We start from the raw sequence: 17,085 nt of genomic DNA, 5'->3' as shown, positions 1-17,085 counted from the left end.
GAACAAAACGGAGGCAGCCCACAATGTATCGCGCGTCATGAGCAAGCGGAGCGCGCAGACCGCTCCGGCCGAAGGCGTGCAGGATGGCAGCCCGGAGGGCCGAGACCTGCAAAAGCAGGGCTCGGTTTACGACAGCCTGTCCGCGGAGCGGCACGCCCAGACTTCAGCCCCTAGGAATTTATTACTTATGGAGCTTGCTAAACCGCTCGATTACGACACTTGGCGCAACACTCGGCCAAGATTCTAGATTTCCGGACTTGCGCCAGAAGTTTATGATGCACCAGGCAAAGAACAACGCAGGCACTGCACCGCCGAGCATTGAATAGCTGTGCAGAATCGATATGACTTCTGACTGTCGGTGATGCGCCAAAACGGGCAGGAGCGCAAGAAGAAATACAGCTACATACGCCACTGCGAACCAGATTGCTCCGTAAAACATCATATACACAGGAGTCGCCAGACGAAGCTTAGTCAGAGTGCGAATCCGTCCACCTTCCTCTTTGAAGGCATAGATCGCGCCTGTGTTTTTGAGTTTGTTCCTTGACTTTTTGTAGACACAATAAAAGTCATAGTGCTTACCAGCCTCGATTTCTTCGTAAAGCTGAATTGGAATGACGGTATTCGGCACCAGAACACCATCAATCTTCATTATGACTTGAACACTACCCTCCCTGTGCTCAAAGACTCGAATATCTTCAAGCTTTCCAGAGACCTTGATGTAATCAGCAATCACTACGACTAACTCCTGTCATAAAAATTTCCATCACCCGTTTTCAGGCAAAGGCAGAGTGTCAGCAGCTTCACGGGGAAGCCGCTTAGTTCAAAAAACTATTCTTTAGTGCAAGCGGCCAGGGCTAATAAAGAACCCCTTCGACCCCACCTTCAAAAAATCTCTCAATCCAGCCCGGCCGCCATCCCTGCGAAACGACGCTAAGACGTACCGTGAATTCAGCGTAGTAACGACCCAAAAGCGGCCTTCTTTCTGAATGCTCTGAATATCGGACGTGCGTAGGTAGTGCCCATCAGCAAATCGGCCGATTGGATTGGCTGCATGTACATGCCCAAATACGACGCCCACAGCGCTGCAGGCAATAATCTGGGCATTCACAAGAAAGGCAGTCACTGGCTTCGTGTACCCCTGCCCCACTGCACGCGCGATTCGCAAGAGATCAAAGTCGGAATACCGCCGGCTGTGCAGATCTACTTCGTAAGTGTTGGAGTCGGACATGTAACTAGCCCTTTGCTCTGGAGATGAGTGAGGTTGAAAAGGGAAGAGTGAAATCAGCTTGAGGCTCGATATAGCTCTCTCACCTTGCTGAGTGAGGCTCGGTCAAAATCTGCATCGCAGGAGTCGTTGTAGATTTCCCCGCTTTCCACCTCAAGCAAACACACAGGGCAATCATTCCTGTCAAACCCTAGGGACACCGAAGTCAGACGCTCCATACGCCAGCGCTCGCTGCCATTCAGGCGCCCGGGGGTTACCACCTGGACATCTTCGACGACGAATTCATCATTCTGGGTCTTGAGCAGTTCATGAAGGCGAGGCTCATCATTCAACATCTCTTCACTCCTGATGAACCTACCTTCGACTAGGCGTTTCACACTCAGGTGGTACCAGTGAGTAGAAAGAGACCTCGAAATCGAATGCCAATGGGACAGGCCTTCGCCGAACATTCCAGGCACGCCTGCCATTTCATTTAGGTGTGTACGAAACATGGGAATGCCTCAGAAACCAGCTGCACCACGTCAAAGCGATGATGGTTAGACGATAGAAAAGATGGCTTGGATCGACGACAGCGTCCGATGCCCAGGGCCCATCAGTACGTAGATGGTATTGCGCGTTGCGAACAGGTAACCGTCCTTGAACGAGGTTCCCATTGATGAGCGCACCCAGTGGCCTGGCTCAAAGCGACGCTGCTCGTCATGCACGACTTTATGAGCAAAAAGGAACATTGGCTCGCAGCCGGCAGCGGTAACTTTCGCCCGCTCATCATCAGTGACGATGGCATCGAGGATCACCCACTCCTCTACGACACACAGAGGCATCCTTTTGTAGTGCTCCCGTGCAGCCTTCAGGACTTCCTCAAGGGATAGCTCTGACCCCATGAGCTCAATACCAGAATCACTTAGGAGGCCGTCCTTCAGGGGAATGTCCACCAGCTCCTCGTCCTCGCTACGCAAATTTCAACAAAATTGAAGGGCTACTAAACGCATACCGCCACTGCCACAAATATATCTTTTTGTGTGGCGGCAGGCAAACGCGGCATACCGTCTCTTTTTGAAGGGATAGTCCTATGTCGTTGCGCAGCTCGTATGCGTCCGTCCTCCAACTGCTCCGGTCGCATAAGGGTCTTTCTCAAGAAGATCTTGCTCGCTCCGTCACCCAGGCGACTGTCAGCAGCCTAGAACTCGCTAAGAGCTCGGCCACCGTTGACACCAGCTTTCAGCTAGCCAGTGCTCTCCAAATTGAACCTGTAACGCTATTAGCGCTGGTTGCCGCTGCTCATCAAGAATGCACAGCTCGAGAAGCCCTTACAGCAGCGCTAGAGCAGCTAGAGGGCTTAGGGCTGGCAGATACCCCAATGCCTAACGAAATCGAACAGGTCGTTCCGCAACGGCTTCTCCAAGCTAGAGAGCGATGGGCTGCTGTACAGGAGCTCAAGTCTCGGGGCTACACGCGGTCACAAGCAAAGAAAGAGTTGCAGCTCCCGGAGAGCACCCTCAGGCGACTTTGGAACCAAGAGCGCTGAGTCGGCACCAGCAATCGAGGGGGCCTTGCAGGATGGTGTGGGATTGGTCGACTGGCAGTTCAGGTTCACTCCCTATCAAACCGCTCCAGGTTGAATGGTTTGGTCAGTGAACAGCAGGCGCAGGGGCGAATTATCGAGAAATGGGTGGAAGCCTACGATTTTGGGAGGTGCGCCGAGGTGGCAGAACGAGTGGGCAAATCGATCTGACAATTGTCAGAGGTTGAGCTGATTATTGAGAAAGGCTGTAGGGCCCGGAAATGCTCAGGCCGCCATGCGTGGTGCTGAGATTTTTGACAAGAAATGGGGGGTTTTGGGGAGTTCTAGCAATTTGGGCTTGCCTTCGTAGAAGACGCTCGTGCAGCCGCACATCAGCGGCCCATACACGATCAACGAGTGCCCCACCACCCAGCCCACGTCGGAGATACCCCACCAGACATCGCCTGGCTGCATGCCGTAGACGGTGCGCATGGCATAGTGCAGCGCAACGGCATTACCGCCATTCTCGCGAACGATGCCTTTGGGTTTACCGGTGGTTCCTGAGGTGTACATGATGTACAGCGGGTCTGCCGCATCCAGCTCCACAGGCGCCACTGGCTGAGCACCGACGACGGCCTGAGCCCAATCCAGGTCTCGGCCTGCCTGCAACGGCGCTTGCGCATGGGGCCGTTGCCAGACCAACACGTTGCGCGGGCGGTGCTGGGCCAGTTCCAGAGCGCGATCGACCAACGGCTTGTACTCGATGACGCGCTCGAACTCCAGCCCACAGGAAGCGGTTAGCAGCAACACCGGGCGCGCATCATCGATACGCAATGCCAGCTCATTGGCCGCAAACCCGCCGAATACTACCGAGTGAACAGCACCGATGCGCGCGCAAGCCAACATGGCCATGGCGGCCTGGGGCACCATCGGCATGTAGATGATGACGCCATCGCCCTTTTGTACCCCAAGCTGGCGCAGCAGGCCGGCCAGTCGCGCGACTTCTTCGCGAAGCTGAAGGTAGGAGAGCGTCTGCTGGGTGCCGGTCACCGGGGAATCGTAAATCAGCGCCAACTGATCTCCCCGACCCTGCTCGATCTGGTGATCCAGAGCCAGGTAACAACTGTTCAATCGTGCGTCAGGAAACCACCGGTGAGTGCCATCGGCATTGTTCTCGAGAACCACGGTGGGTGCGCGGTACCACGCCACCGAGCGCGCCTGCTCTGCCCAGAAGGCGGCGGGGTCGGTAATGGATTGGGCGTAACTGTGCTGATAGCTCATGGTGAGTTGACCCGATGTTGTTGTTCTTGAAGGGCGAACGCTGAGTATGGATGCCCTGCACCCAGGCGCCAGGCGCGATATGGCCTAACTGACCTGCATTTTTGCAGCGTGGGCAAAAGCCATTCAATGCGGCGATAAACTCACTAGAATAGCGACCAGTTTTTACGGTGAGTACCTCAATGGACATCGATCAGGCCCGCACTTTTCTGGAGGTTGTGCGCAGTGGCAGCCTGGTGGCGGCTGCAGAGCGCCTGTGCGTGTCGCAGACAGCAGTCACCGCCAGGTTGCAGCGGCTCGAGCAGCAACTGGGCTGCACCCTGTTCACAAGAAGCCGGGCTGGCGCCCGCCTGACCAGCCACGGCGAAGCCTTCGTCGGGTATGCCAACCAGCTGGTGCAGACTTGGGAGGCAGCACGACGCGACCTGCCCCTGCCACCGGGCTATCAGCAGGTGCTGCACCTTGGCGGCGAGGTGAGCCTTGGCAACCCGATGATGCTCGACTGGGTCACTGCGCTGTACCAGGAGCTTCCTGGCCAGAGCATCCACAGCGAAGTGAGCGATGGCGAATCATTGCTGCGCAAGGTGGAGATGGGCGTACTTGACGCCGCGCTGGTGTACCAGCCGATCTACGGGCCGGGCTTGCAGGTGGAGCAGCTGATGGAAGAAAAGCTGGTGCGGATCCGGCGGGTCGAGCGACCGGAGCCGTACATCTACATCGACTGGGGTGAGGCGTTCCGCCGGCAACATGACGCCGCCCTGCCCGACTGCGCCCGCGCCGCACTGCGCTTTAACCTGGGGCCGCTTGCCTTGCAGTTCATCCTCGACAAGGGCGGGAGCGGCTATTTTCGCACGCGAGTGGTGCAGGCTTACCTAGACAGTGGCGTCTTCGAGCGCGTACCGCACGCGCCGGAATTTACCTACCCCACTTTTCTGGTCTACGCCCGCGAGCGTGACAGCGACGCGTTGCAACAGGCCCTTGGCATCCTGCGCCGGCTTATCGCAGCCGAGGCCAGCGACTGGTCACAACGCTGGGATCCGACGCTCTGAGGCATTGGCGCTGCTGAGCAACTGGCGCTTGAGCCCGGCGATCAGGTCGGTCTGGGTGACCACCCCTACCAGCACGTCGCCGTCGAGCACCGGCAGGCAGTGCAGCCCCTGCTCGCACAGCAGCGGCAGCAGGCGCTCCAACGGGTGTTGGCTGCTGACACTGACGACCCGGCGGCTCATCACCTGCGCCATGCGCACGGGCTTGCGCCCGAACAGCCCCCGCCAGCTCAAACGCGCCTGCTGCATGGCCGGGCCTACCAGGTCGCTCAGGCTGACGATCCCCACCAATGCGCCGTCCTGCACCACCGGCAGGGTCTTGACATGATGGCTGTCGAGCAGCTTCCAGGCTTGCTGCAAGGTGGTGTCAGGGCTGACGAACTGTACGTCCTTCGACATCACCGACGCCGCCGTGATGCCCCCTAGGCTGCGCTGCAGGGCGTGCTGCTCGGTGGCGAGGATGATGCGCTCCAACTCGTCACGGGTTACGTCGACGAACTCGCCCAACTCTTCCAACGCCTGAGCCAGGTCTTCACTGCGGATGCCGACGCGCTCACTTGGCAGCGGGTCGTGAGTGTGGTGCAAATCCTTACGCGGTGCAGCGCCTTTGGGGTAGCGCACACCGGTCAAGCGGTTATAGACGATGGCCACCGCGACGAGAATCAGCGCGTTGAGCAGTACCGGCTCCAGCAGATGGTCACCCAGGGCGGTCAGCCCTGGGTCGGCCAGAACTGCACTGACCGCCACTGCGCCACCGGGCGGGTGCAGGCAGCGCAGCAAGCACATCACCAGGATGGACAGACCCAGGGCGGCGGCGGCGACCCAAAGCCCGGGACCAAAACCGTCCCGCATTGCCAAGCCAACGATGCCGGCCAAGGCATAACTGCCAAGCACTGGCCAAGGCTGTGCCAGGGGGCCTGAATGAACGGCGAACACCAGCACCGCCGAGGCTGCCAACGGCCCGAGCAGGTGCAAGGCGATATCCGGGCCATAAGCCAGGCTCGTGAGCCAGCCTGCCAGGAACAGGCCGACCAATGCGCCGACACCGGCACGCAGCCATTGGGTGGGAGGGATGTTCATGGGGGCAGGTAATAGCCACTGCAGAAGACGTTCGGTACGCGAGGCAGGCATGTCGTTTCGGGTTCTGTATAGGTCTGGACGAAAGAGGAACCGTAAGCCTTGGCCAGTGGTGCGCGGTATTGACAGTTGTCTTGGACGCCGGCGAGCGAAGGCTACGAGGAGCGATTCTGCCGAGCGACGTCGATTTGGGCTAATTCAAAAAAATGTGGCAGTGGTGCATTTTTTTTGCAGTACAGCCGTTTGCCTGCTGGCAAGTGGGAACCGGGCCGCGCTGTGGGACTCAGCGCTGATCACAGGCTACGGCGCGGCAATTGGATATCCACACGCAATCCGCCCATCGGGCTTTCTAGCAGTTGCAGCTGCCCACCCCAGGCCTGGACGATGTCACGCACGATGCCCAGCCCCAGACCGTGCCCATCGACTTCCTCGTCAAGGCGAGAACCCCGTTCGAGCACTTGCACACGTTGCTGATAGGGGATGCCAGGGCCGTCGTCGTCGACCCACAGCTGGTAATGGTCCTCGGAGGTTGCGATGCCCAGGTGTACCTCACTGTCCGCCCATTTGCAGGCGTTATCCAGCAGGTTGCCCAGCAGTTCCAGCATGTCTTCGCGATCCCAGGGCAGCAGCAGGCCAGATGGCACGGCATGGCTCAGCACCAGGCCCTCGCCATGGATCATGCCCAAGGTGCTCAGCAACCCTGGCAACTCCTCATCACAGGCAAATTGCGCACCTGGCAACGCATCGCCTGCCAGGCGTGCGCGGTTGAGCTCGCGAGCCAGGCGCTGCTCGATCTGCTGCAACTGCTCGCGCATCTGTGCACGCACCTCAGGCAAGCCCTGCAGGCGCTCGTTGGACGCCAGGCTAAGCAGTACCGCCAGGGGTGTTTTCAGGGCATGGCCCAGGTTGCCCAGTGCATTGCGCGAGCGTCGCAGGCTGTCTTCGGTATGGCTGAGCAAATGGTTGATCTGGCCAACCAACGGCACCAGCTCACTGGGTACTTGGGCATCGAGTTGGGAGCGCTGACCCTGCTGCAACTGGGCGATTTGCTGTCGAGCCCGCTCCAGTGGGCGCAGCGAGCGGGTGACGGTCATGCGCTGAAGCACCAGCACCAGGGCCAGCGCGACCAGGCCCATGCCCAGCCCAATTTGCTGAAGGCGCCGGAAGCCTTGGCGGACAGGCGAGTAATCTTGGGCGACACTGATGGATATATCCTGCCCCAGGCGCCGGTAATCAGCACGCAGCGTCAGCAACTCCTGCCCCTCAGGACCAAGCTCGTGCCGGTCCGACAGACCAGGGGCCGACGGTTTGGGCAGGTTCATGTCCCACAAGGAGCGTGAACGCCAAGTGCCTTGGGCAAAGTCGATGCGAAAGTAGTAGCCAGAAAACGGCCGCTGATAAGCCGCCGAGATGCGTTGCTCGTCGAGCTGCATGCCTGCAGGCCCGCGCACCAGTGCTACCAGCAGGTTCTCGCTTTCATTGCGCAGGCCGTTTTCCAGGTAGCGTTGCAACCCGGCTTCGAACAGCCATAGCGTCAGCTGCGCCAGTACCACCCCGACTACCACCAGCACGGCAATCAAGCCCAGGCTGAGCCGCGCCTGGATCGACTTCACGCAGCGCTCCCGGCGTATAGGTAGCCCTGGCCGCGCCGTGTCTCGATCACCGTGCGGCCAAGCTTTCGGCGCAAGTGGTTGACGTGAACCTCGAGCACGTTGGAGTCGCGCTCGGTCTCGCCATCGTAGAGGTGCTCAGCCAGGTGGCTTTTGGACAAGATCTGCTGGGGATGCAACATGAAATAGCGCAACAGGCGAAATTCTGCAGCCGTGAGCTGAATATCGACGCCCTCGCGACTCACGCATTGGCGACGCTCGTCCAGATGCAAGCCGGCAGCTTCGAGCTTTGGCTGGTTGACAAGCCCACGCGCGCGGCGCAGCAGCGCCTGAATGCGTAATTGCAATTCTTCGGGGTGAAAAGGTTTGCTGAGGTAATCGTCGGCGCCGGTCTTCAGGCCTTCGATGCGCTCGGCCCAGGAACCACGTGCCGTCAGGATGAGTACGGGTGCCAGTAGACCGCCTGCACGCCACTGCGCCAGGACTTCGAGGCCAGGCAACCCTGGCAGACCAAGGTCCAGGATGATCAGGTCGTACGGTTCGCACTGGCCCTGATAGACCGCATCACGGCCATCGGCCAGCCAGTCGACGGCGTACCCCTGACGCTGCAGCGCCGTGGTGAGTTCGTCTGCCAACGGGACGTTATCCTCGACAAGCAACAAGCGCATTCAGTCATCTTCCTCATCTTTGAGCAGGGCGCCAGTAGCAGCATCGAGCTTGATTTCCCGTACTACGCCGTCAACCGTCAGCAACTCGACCTCGTACTCATAGCGGTCGTCGTCTTCTTCAAGCTCTGCCTCCAGCAAACGCGCGCCTGGGTGACGGGCCATGGCCGTCTCCAGCAGGTGTTCTAGCGGTAGAATCACGCCCTTCTGGCGCAAAGCCAGTGCCTCATCCTGGTCCAGGTCACGGGCAGCGGCCAGCGAGCACGCGGCCAGCAGGGCGAGGGCCAGATAGCGCGCTGCCCGTGGTGGTGGGTTCATCAGTTGTCTCGCTCATCCTTCAGCAGTTCACCGGTCTTGGCATCGAAGGCCACGTCCCACTCCACATTCTGGGGATCGCGCAGTTCGACCTTGTACACGTAGCGGCCGTATTCGTCTTCAAGTTCCGAGTCCTTGACGGTGGAACCCGGGTGCTTGGCAATCGCGGCCTTCTTGAGTTCATCCAGGGACTTGATGGTCTTGTCGTTGACCAGTTTGACCACTTCGTCAGGCTGCACATCCTTGGCGAATGCAGCAGTGGCACCCAACGACAGGGCAGCGGCGGTGAACAGTGCAGTCAAGGTTTTCATCGTTCGTTTCTCCATAATGCTGTACACGTTGTCTACGCAATCAACATTAACCAGCAGTCCTTAACTCAACCTGAAAACAGCTGGCCGCATGATAGCGCAGCCGGCAGACACCCGGACACGCCTCGAACTGCTGCATCACTCTATAATGCTGCGCCCGTCGCCGCAGAGGACCACCATGAGCGCCATACACGTCAAGTACCCCGCCCTTACCCTGAAGGCTGGCCATCGCGCCTTGCGCCAAATCAGAGAGCGCGGGCTGCAGGCTGTCGACGTCGGCGTGCTCCCAGGTGCAGCAGGGGGGCCGAAACCGTTGGGCATTCAGGGCCTGGACCTGGCGCTGTTCGGCCAGTTCCTGCCAGCGGCCCCTCGCCCGCGCGCGCTGATCGGCGCATCGATTGGCGCCTGGCGCTTTGCAAGCGCCTGCCTTGACGACCCGGTTGCCGGGTTGCGGCGGCTAGGGGTGCTCTATACCGAGCAGGATTTTGCAAAAGGCGTCACCCCGGCCCAGATCACGCGCAGTTGCCAACGCATGCTCGATGACCTGTTGCAGGGTCGTGACGGCCAGGTGCTGGCGAACCCGGCGTACCGGTTGAACATCCTGGTCGTCAAAAGCCATGGCCAGCTCGCTCACGATCATCGCGGCCGACTGGGTATGGGCCTTGGCTCGGTGATCGCCAGCAACCTGCTGGGCAGATCTCGCCTGGCCCGACATTTCGAGCGCGTGATTCTGCACGACAGCCGCAGCCAGCCACCGCTTGATGCCCTGACGGATTTCCCGACGCGCTGCCTGCCGCTGGACCTGGCTAACCTGCGTCATGCCCTGCTTGCCTCGGGTTCGATCCCCATGGTCATGGAGGGAGTACGGGACATACCTGGAGCCGGCTCCGGTATGTACCGCGATGGCGGGCTGCTGGACTACCACCTTGACCTGCCCTACGGGGGCGATGACCTGGTGGTCTACCCGCACTTCACCGACAAGGTCGTCCCTGGCTGGTTCGACAAGGCCCTGCCGTGGCGCAAGGGCGATGCCAGGCGCCTGCAGAACGTACTGCTGCTGGCGCCCTCGCCGGCCTACCTGGCAACCCTGCCTCACGGGAAGCTGCCCGATCGAAACGACTTCAAGCGCTTCATGGGCGATGCACCGGCGCGCAAGCGCTACTGGTACAAGGCCATCGATGAAAGCCAACGCCTGGGCGATGAGTTTCTGGAATTGGTCGCCACCGGGCGGCTGCATGAACGACTGCAAGCCTTGTGATGGGCATGCTGGTAAACTGCGCGCATTATTGATTCAGACAGAGTTTGACTGCGTGGAAATCTTCAAAGAATTTATGTTCGAATCCGCCCACCGCCTTCCCCATGTGCCCGAAGGCCATAAATGCGGGCGTCTACATGGGCATTCGTTCAAGGTCGGCCTTCATCTGACGGGTCCACTCGATCCGCATACCGGCTGGATTCGCGACTTCGCCGAAATTAAGGCGGTGTTCAAACCCATCTACGAGCAGCTCGACCATAACTACCTGAACGACATCCCTGGCCTGGAAAACCCCACCAGCGAAGTCATCGCCAAATGGATCTGGGATCAGGTCAAACCGTTGCTGCCAGAACTGTCCAAGGTGCGTATCCACGAGACGTGCACCAGTGGTTGCGAATACAGCGGGGACTGAGCCCGTAGGCAGGCTCGTCAAGCGCTGACGCTCACCCCCACAACGCCTCGCCTGGTCCGGCGTCCTGGGGGCCCAGCAGCGAACCTGCCCCGATCCAACTCCACCCGATCAGCAGCGGGCAGCCGTCTCCAGCACATGAATCGTTAGCGAACCGTGCTGCCCTTGCTGGCCCGTGATCAACCGACGGCCATGCTGGGGCCACAGCAACGTCGCAGGTCCGCCGTTCAAGTGCTGCAACTGCACATTGAGGACAGATGTACCTTCGTCCAAGGTTTTGGGATCAAGTCCTTCGAGCTTCCAGAGAAAGTCTGGGAGCGCTCGCTGGCTGGTCCAGCGCTTGGCCAGGCTTGTCGTCCAACCGCGCTGCTCTCTTAGGGTAAAGTCGAGGCGCCTGCCGTGACTGTCGAGCGGCCATAGCTCATAGACATGGCTGTTCCCATCGCTGTAGGCGGCAAACCAAAAGTGGTCGCATGCCATGCGAAATTCGGCGATGTTCCAGCGATTCCCAAAGAAATCATTCGTCTCGACCACTAGCCCAGCTCTGGGAGACCACTCACTGCCTTCGTCGAACCTTGCCGTTACCAGGCCTCCTGCGGTTGATTCACCGTCAGGCCGCCACCAGGCACGTCCAATGAAGCTGTATTGAGGCTGAAATCTGTACCTGGCACGCGCCTTTTCCAGCGCCGTTCCCCAAGCCCACTCGCGAGCCTGATGTCCATAGTCGAGAATCTCCAGTGCTATCCGGCCAGGCTCGCCGCGTACGGTATTGATGAGCGATGCGTCTGCTTCTTTATAGCGCCTTACGCGATGCCCTTGGGCATTCTCCAGAATCAGGTTGCACATTCGCGCACCGCGCTTGATACCGGCGTAGTTCATCGCCTGCACCGACCATAAATGGGTGGGATTGGAAAGACGCGGCTGCCCGGCGCTTGGCTCATTCGCGCGTTTGACCGCAACGTACCCCGACACCGTAGAGGGATTGTTGTAGAGGATACGGTTCAACGGCCGCCACCCGCTGTCGTAAGGCCGGATTTCGTTTCGCCCCATCCTCCCCTGAGGCAGCAACGTAGGCACCGAACCAGAACAGCTCGCCATACCGGTGGCCGTCCTTGGTGTAGTCCTCTGGCGCCAGTTGCAGTGGCCCCTTTCCCTCGGGCTCAGCTCGCCAGTAGTTATACCAATGATCGTTGTGGATACCGGCCCCGCCGACGTGAAGCCACATAGGGGCAAGCTTGTCCTGGTAGTCCCACCATCGATCCGGCTGAATCAGCTCGTCGGTCAACTGCCACCAGCAGCGGGCAAGAAACGAGAGTTCAGGATGATAAATGTAGTCGGTCATGATGGCTCACTCTTGGGTCGCAATGTGAGCTAAACGCTAAGCAACGCCGGCCGCGCATTGCAGAAGGAAGCGCTCTACATCAAGAATGTCGAATCGATCGACCTGAGTTCACCCCCGCTGGCACTGACCGAGGTCCCCCTTGAATCGCAAGCTCGACGCTAGTGGAGGGCCAAACAGCGAAGTAGAGGAGAAGACGACTACTCCAACGCGCTGTTGAGAAACGATGGCGCGATGTAGCGCTGGTAATGCGCCTCTGACAACAGAAAGAACTCACGATCAATCGCATCGCGCAGTTGCGGCAGTTCCCAGTCGCGGAACTCGGGCAGCAAGGCCATGCCGTAGGCCTCCAAATCCCGAATCATGCGCGCGCCCCTGGCAATGAGCTGGTAGGCCCAGCAGTACTCGGACTGCTGCTCGACATACCGTATGGCACGCTGCTCCAGTTGCTGGCGCAGCACGCCTTTGTCGAACACCTCAAGCTTGGCCATCATCACCTGAACCAGCAGTTGCTCCAGGCGTAACCAAACCGCGCGTTTCTGCGCATCGTCGTAGCCATTCCAGTGGATGACCTCATGGTGGAAACGCTTGCATCCCCGGCATACGGTGTCCCCATAAACCGTGGAACACAGGCCGACGCAGGGCGTTTTGATGGACTTGTTGGACATGAAATACAACGGCTTGAAGGTGGAGTACGCGGCCATGTTAGCCCTTTGTCTAACCAGGGTCACCCGCTAAAGTCATCATCGCCGCCTTACCTTCCAGCGATTTATACCGTAGAATCATCCGGCCTTTTCGAAGGCAACAATGTCCGTTGGAAGCTGTTTTCAAAGCGTCACGAGCACAGTTGATCCGGCAGAACGACGTTGGTCCGGGCCTGCATCCCCGCAGGCCCGAGCCAGCCCTCATCAGATACTCGTTCTGCAGGCGTAAAACTTTGAAAGCAGCTTCCGCAAGGATTTCTTGCGACCCTGGCCAGGCGGCCCAAGAAGCCATGACGGCGCATGGGTGCAAGGAATGCTGGATGAGCGTCCCGGACCCCTTAAAGGGGCCACTGATGAGGGAAATAACTGTGCTTGAAGCCTACCGCAAACACATCGAAGAGCGCGCCGCGCTGGGTATCGTGCCCCAGCCGCTGAACGCCGAACAAACTGCAGGCCTGGTCGAGTTGCTGAAAAACCCGCCGGCCGGCGAAGAAGCCTTCCTCGTAGACCTGCTCACCAACCGCGTACCGCCTGGCGTCGATGAGGCGGCCTATGTCAAGGCTGCTTTCCTTTCGGCTCTCGCCAAGGGCGAAGCCACTTCGCCGCTGATCGATCGCAAGCACGCCACCGAACTGCTGGGCACCATGCAGGGCGGCTACAACATCGAGACGCTGGTTGTGCTGCTGGATGACGCCGAGCTGGGCGCCGTCGCGGCCGAGCAGCTCAAGCATACCCTGCTGATGTTCGATGCCTTCCATGACGTGGCTGAAAAAGCCAAGGCCGGCAATGCTCATGCCAAGGCCGTGCTGGAATCCTGGGCCGCCGGCGAGTGGTTCACCTCGCGCCCGGCCATCGCCGAGAAATACACCCTGACCGTGTTCAAGGTGCCTGGCGAAACCAACACCGACGACCTGTCCCCTGCCCCAGATGCCTGGTCGCGCCCTGACATCCCGCTGCACGCCCTGGCCATGCTGAAAATGGCCCGCGACGGCATCGAGCCGCAGCAACCAGGCTCGGTGGGCCCGCTGGCTCAGATCGAAGCAGTCAGGGCCAAGGGCTACCCGGTCGCCTACGTGGGTGACGTGGTGGGTACCGGTTCTTCGCGCAAATCCGCCACCAACTCGGTGCTGTGGTTCTTCGGCGACGATATCCCGTACGTGCCAAACAAGCGTGCTGGCGGTTTCTGCTTCGGCACCAAGATCGCCCCGATCTTCTACAACACCATGGAAGACGCCGGCGCCCTGCCGATCGAGTTCGACTGCACCGACCTGGCCATGGGCGACGTGATCGACGTCTACCCGTTCAAAGGTGAAGTACGCCGTCACGAAAGCGATGAGCTGGTAACCACGTTCGCGCTCAAGACCGAAGTGCTGCTCGACGAAGTGCGTGCCGGTGGCCGTATCCCTCTGATCGTCGGCCGCGGCCTGACCGAAAAAGCCCGTGCCGAGCTTGGCCAGGGCCCATCGGACCTGTTCAAGAAACAAGAGCAGCCTGCCGACACCGGCAAGGGCTTCACTCTGGCGCAGAAGATGGTCGGCCGTGCGTGTGGCCTGCCGGAAGGCCAGGGCGTTCGCCCAGGCGCCTACTGCGAGCCGAAGATGACCACCGTGGGTTCCCAGGACACCACTGGCCCCATGACCCGTGACGAACTCAAGGATCTGGCTTGCCTGGGCTTCTCCGCCGACCTGGTGATGCAGTCGTTCTGCCACACCGCGGCCTATCCGAAGCCAATCGACGTCACCACCCACCATACCCTGCCAGACTTCATCCGCACCCGTGGCGGCGTGTCGTTGCGCCCAGGGGACGGCATCATCCACAGCTGGCTGAACCGCATGCTGATGCCCGATACCGTGGGTACCGGTGGCGACTCGCACACCCGCTTCCCGATCGGCATCTCCTTCCCTGCAGGCTCCGGCCTGGTAGCCTTCGCTGCCGCCACCGGCGTCATGCCGCTGGACATGCCAGAGTCGATCCTGGTGCGCTTCAAAGGCAAGCTGCAACCTGGCATCACCCTGCGTGACCTGGTGCACGCCATCCCTTACTACGCCATCCAGCAAGGCCTGCTGACCGTCGAGAAGAAGGGCAAGAAAAACGCCTTCTCCGGTCGCATCCTTGAAATCGAAGGCCTGGACGAACTGACCGTCGAGCAGGCCTTCGAGCTCTCGGACGCTTCGGCTGAACGTTCGGCTGCCGGTTGCACCATCAAGCTGCCGGAAAAAGCCATTGCCGAGTACCTGAAGTCCAACATCACCCTGCTGCGCTGGATGATCGGCGAAGGCTACGGCGATGCACGCACCCTGGAGCGTCGCGCCCAGGCCATGGAAGCCTGGCTGGCCAACCCTGAACTGCTGTCGGCCGACGCCGATGCCGAATACGCCGAAATCATCGAAATCGACCTGGCCGACGTCAAGGAGCCTGTGCTCTGCGCCCCGAACGACCCGGACGATGCTCGCCTGCTGTCCTCGGTACAGGGTGAGAAGATCGACGAAGTCTTCATCGGCTCGTGCATGACCAACATTGGCCACTTCCGCGCCGCTGGCAAGCTGCTGGAAAAGGTCAAGGGCGGTATTCCGACCCGTCTGTGGCTGGCCCCGCCGACCAAGATGGATGCACACCAGCTGACCGAAGAAGGCTACTACGGCATTTACGGCAAAGCCGGTGCGCGGATGGAAATGCCGGGCTGCTCCCTGTGCATGGGTAACCAGGCGCGAGTTCAGACCGGTTCGACCGTGGTGTCGACCTCGACCCGTAACTTCCCGAACCGCCTGGGCGACGCCACCAACGTGTACCTGGCATCGGCCGAGCTGGCTGCGGTGGCTTCGATCATCGGCAAGCTGCCGACCGTCGAAGAGTACATGCAGTACGCCAAGGACATCGACAGCATGTCTGCCGACGTCTACCGCTACCTGAGCTTCGACCAGATCGCCGAGTTCCGCGAAGCGGCCGCCAACGCCAAGATCCCAGTGGTCCAGGCGTAAGCCAGGCAGCCATCGACTGGCTGCATGAAAAAGCCCCGGCAGTGATGCCGGGGCTTTTTTTGCCATTTCAAACGGTCGGGCACCTGCTAAAGACCTGCAGACGCCTTCGTGAACGTGACCAGGCGGCGGCGAGCACGCCTATCAGAAACTATCACCAGGAACGCGCACCCAGCCCTCCATCAACACGCGAGCGCTGCGACTCATGATGGCCTTGGTCACCGACCACTGCCCATTGATCAGGCGTGCTTCTGCACCAACCCGCAGGGTGCCCGATGGATGCCCGAAGCGTACTGCACTGCGCTCACCGCCGCCTGCAGCCAGGTTTACCAGTGTCCCCGGGATGGCCGCCGCCGTGCCGATCGCGACGGCAGCAGTGCCCATCATCGCGTGATGCAGCTTACCCATGGACATGGCGCGCACCAGCAAGTCGATATCTTCCGCCCTGACCTGCTTGCCACTTGAGGCGAGATAGGCATGTGCCGGCGCCAAGAATGCCACCTTGGGGGTATGCTGGCGGGCGGCAGCCTGCTCTACATGCTCGATCAGCCCCATGCGCAGCGCACCATGGGCCCGTATCGTCTCGAACCGCTCCAGGGCAGCCGGATCTCCATTGATGGCATCCTGCAATTCCATACCGCTGTAGCCGAGGTCGGCTGCATTGAGAAACACCGTTGGGATACCGGCATTGATCAACGTAGCCTTGAAGGTGCCAACCCCTGGCACCTCCAGATCGTCCACCAGGTTACCGGTAGGGAACATCGCCCCGCCTTCCCCATCGTCGTCGGCAGCCGGATCAAGAAACTCCAACTGCACTTCGGCGGCCGGGAACGTCACGCCATCAAGCTCGAAGTCGCCGGTCTCCTGCACCTGACCGTTGTCCATCGGCACATGAGCCACGATGGTCTTGCCGATGTTGGCCTGCCAGATACGCACCGTGGCAACACCGGTGCCGGCTAACTGCGCGGAGTCTACCAGGCCACTGCCGATGGCGAACGCACCTACTGCCGCGGAAAGGTTGCCGCAATTGCCACTCCAGTCCACGAAAGGCTTGTCGATACTAACCTGGCCGAACAGGTAGTCCACATCATGATCAGGCCGCTCGCTGGCGGACAGGATCACGACCTTGCTGGTGCTGGACGTTGCCCCGCCCATGCCGTCGATCTGCTTGCCATAGGGGTCGGGGCTGCCGATTACCCGCAGCAGCAAGGCATCGCGTGCCGGACCTGGCGTTTGCGCTTGTTCCGGCAGATCTTGCAAACGGAAGAACACGCCTTTGCTGGTGCCGCCACGGATGTAAGTGGCCGGAATCTTGATTTGAGGTGCATGTGCCATTAATTGAAGCCTCTTGGATGGGCCCGAGCCAGGGCGGGCGCCT

18 protein-coding genes and 1 pseudogene are annotated in these 17,085 nt (G+C 60.2%); 5 read left to right on the top strand and 14 right to left on the bottom strand.

Annotated features, from left to right (window positions below):
* Positions 1 to 181: 181 nt before the first annotated feature.
* The 4 genes from MOP87_RS07645 to MOP87_RS07630 all read right to left on the bottom strand — a co-directional run bounded on the left by MOP87_RS07645 (position 182) and on the right by MOP87_RS07630 (position 2,157).
* A complete protein-coding gene (locus MOP87_RS07645; RefSeq protein ID WP_242810329.1) occupies positions 182 to 733 on the bottom strand; it encodes a hypothetical protein in 552 nt (183 codons plus the stop codon).
* A 102-nt stretch (positions 734 to 835) separates the two neighbouring features.
* Entirely contained in the window at positions 836 to 1,228 is a 393-nt protein-coding gene (locus MOP87_RS07640; RefSeq protein WP_242810328.1) for a hypothetical protein, read from the bottom strand.
* A gap of 53 nt (positions 1,229 to 1,281) precedes the next feature.
* The gene (locus MOP87_RS21780; protein ID WP_347402993.1) at positions 1,282 to 1,560 is read right to left on the bottom strand and encodes a hypothetical protein; all 279 of its coding nucleotides are present in this window, start codon (positions 1,558 to 1,560) and stop codon (positions 1,282 to 1,284) included.
* Between the two features lie 201 nt (positions 1,561 to 1,761).
* Positions 1,762 to 2,157: a hypothetical protein gene (locus tag MOP87_RS07630; RefSeq protein WP_197890097.1), complete on the bottom strand. Its 396-nt coding sequence runs from the start codon at positions 2,155 to 2,157 to the stop codon at positions 1,762 to 1,764.
* A 137-nt stretch (positions 2,158 to 2,294) separates the two neighbouring features.
* Between MOP87_RS07630 and MOP87_RS07625 the strand changes: the two genes are divergently transcribed.
* Positions 2,295 to 2,750 carry a helix-turn-helix transcriptional regulator gene (locus tag MOP87_RS07625; RefSeq protein WP_185280167.1) on the top strand — a complete coding sequence of 152 codons (456 nt, stop codon included), beginning with the start codon at positions 2,295 to 2,297 and terminating at the stop codon, positions 2,748 to 2,750.
* A gap of 330 nt (positions 2,751 to 3,080) precedes the next feature.
* Here the strand turns inward: MOP87_RS07625 and MOP87_RS07620 are convergent.
* Positions 3,081 to 4,007 (bottom strand): annotated as a pseudogene (locus MOP87_RS07620) (AMP-binding protein); the annotation flags it as partial.
* A 179-nt stretch (positions 4,008 to 4,186) separates the two neighbouring features.
* Between MOP87_RS07620 and MOP87_RS07615 the strand changes: the two are divergent.
* On the top strand, positions 4,187 to 5,053 hold the full coding sequence (locus tag MOP87_RS07615; RefSeq protein ID WP_242810326.1) for a LysR family transcriptional regulator: 867 nt from the start codon (positions 4,187 to 4,189) through the stop codon (positions 5,051 to 5,053).
* On the opposite strand, the gene MOP87_RS07610 is transcribed toward MOP87_RS07615, so the two are convergent.
* From MOP87_RS07610 to MOP87_RS07590, 5 genes are all read right to left on the bottom strand, one after another.
* Positions 5,027 to 6,181 (bottom strand): HPP family protein, encoded by a 1,155-nt coding sequence (locus tag MOP87_RS07610; protein WP_242810325.1) that lies wholly within the window; start codon positions 6,179 to 6,181, stop codon positions 5,027 to 5,029. The genes MOP87_RS07615 and MOP87_RS07610 overlap by 27 nt on opposite strands.
* A gap of 239 nt (positions 6,182 to 6,420) precedes the next feature.
* Complete coding sequence (locus MOP87_RS07605) at positions 6,421 to 7,740, bottom strand: sensor histidine kinase (protein ID WP_028686943.1); 1,320 nt, start codon at positions 7,738 to 7,740, stop codon at positions 6,421 to 6,423.
* Positions 7,737 to 8,405, bottom strand: a complete 669-nt coding sequence (locus MOP87_RS07600) for a response regulator transcription factor (RefSeq protein ID WP_242810324.1) — start codon at positions 8,403 to 8,405, stop codon at positions 7,737 to 7,739. The genes MOP87_RS07605 and MOP87_RS07600 overlap by 4 nt, the downstream gene beginning before the upstream one ends.
* Positions 8,406 to 8,720, bottom strand: coding sequence for a PepSY domain-containing protein (locus MOP87_RS07595; protein WP_027914620.1), 315 nt, complete (start codon positions 8,718 to 8,720; stop codon positions 8,406 to 8,408).
* A complete protein-coding gene (locus MOP87_RS07590; RefSeq protein WP_027914619.1) occupies positions 8,720 to 9,028 on the bottom strand; it encodes a PepSY domain-containing protein in 309 nt (102 codons plus the stop codon). Before MOP87_RS07590 ends, MOP87_RS07595 begins: the two co-directional genes overlap by 1 nt.
* Positions 9,029 to 9,203: 175 nt before the next feature.
* Here MOP87_RS07590 and MOP87_RS07585 point away from each other — a divergent pair, with 175 nt between their 5' ends.
* Both MOP87_RS07585 and queD read left to right on the top strand, forming a co-directional pair.
* On the top strand, positions 9,204 to 10,283 hold the full coding sequence (locus tag MOP87_RS07585; RefSeq protein WP_242810323.1) for a patatin-like phospholipase family protein: 1,080 nt from the start codon (positions 9,204 to 9,206) through the stop codon (positions 10,281 to 10,283).
* Positions 10,284 to 10,335: 52 nt separating this feature from the next.
* Entirely contained in the window at positions 10,336 to 10,692 is a 357-nt protein-coding gene (gene queD, locus MOP87_RS07580) for a 6-carboxytetrahydropterin synthase QueD (protein WP_110606844.1), read from the top strand.
* 108 nt (positions 10,693 to 10,800) lie between these two features.
* Here the strand turns inward: queD and MOP87_RS07575 are convergent, their stop codons facing one another.
* The 3 genes from MOP87_RS07575 to MOP87_RS07565 form a co-directional block, all read right to left on the bottom strand.
* Positions 10,801 to 11,694, bottom strand: coding sequence for a hypothetical protein (locus MOP87_RS07575; protein ID WP_242810322.1), 894 nt, complete (start codon positions 11,692 to 11,694; stop codon positions 10,801 to 10,803).
* Positions 11,627 to 12,031: a hypothetical protein gene (locus MOP87_RS07570; RefSeq protein ID WP_242810321.1), complete on the bottom strand. Its 405-nt coding sequence runs from the start codon at positions 12,029 to 12,031 to the stop codon at positions 11,627 to 11,629. The genes MOP87_RS07575 and MOP87_RS07570 overlap by 68 nt, the downstream gene beginning before the upstream one ends.
* Before the next feature lie 197 nt (positions 12,032 to 12,228).
* Positions 12,229 to 12,696, bottom strand: a complete 468-nt coding sequence (locus MOP87_RS07565) for a DUF1289 domain-containing protein (protein WP_023536066.1) — start codon at positions 12,694 to 12,696, stop codon at positions 12,229 to 12,231.
* A gap of 404 nt (positions 12,697 to 13,100) precedes the next feature.
* On the opposite strand from MOP87_RS07565, the gene acnB reads away from it, so the two are divergent.
* Positions 13,101 to 15,710: a bifunctional aconitate hydratase 2/2-methylisocitrate dehydratase gene (gene acnB / locus MOP87_RS07560; RefSeq protein ID WP_028686940.1), complete on the top strand. Its 2,610-nt coding sequence runs from the start codon at positions 13,101 to 13,103 to the stop codon at positions 15,708 to 15,710.
* 141 nt (positions 15,711 to 15,851) lie between these two features.
* On the opposite strand, the gene prpF is transcribed toward acnB, so the two are convergent.
* Positions 15,852 to 17,042 carry a 2-methylaconitate cis-trans isomerase PrpF gene (prpF, locus tag MOP87_RS07555; RefSeq protein ID WP_242810320.1) on the bottom strand — a complete coding sequence of 397 codons (1,191 nt, stop codon included), beginning with the start codon at positions 17,040 to 17,042 and terminating at the stop codon, positions 15,852 to 15,854.
* Positions 17,043 to 17,085 lie beyond the last annotated feature (43 nt).

Source organism: Pseudomonas sp. I3-I5 (genome assembly GCF_022699445.1).
Lineage (GTDB): Bacteria > Pseudomonadota > Gammaproteobacteria > Pseudomonadales > Pseudomonadaceae > Aquipseudomonas > Aquipseudomonas fulva.
Note: the sequence above shows the minus strand (reverse complement) of the source record. Positions and strands in the feature narration are given on the sequence as shown.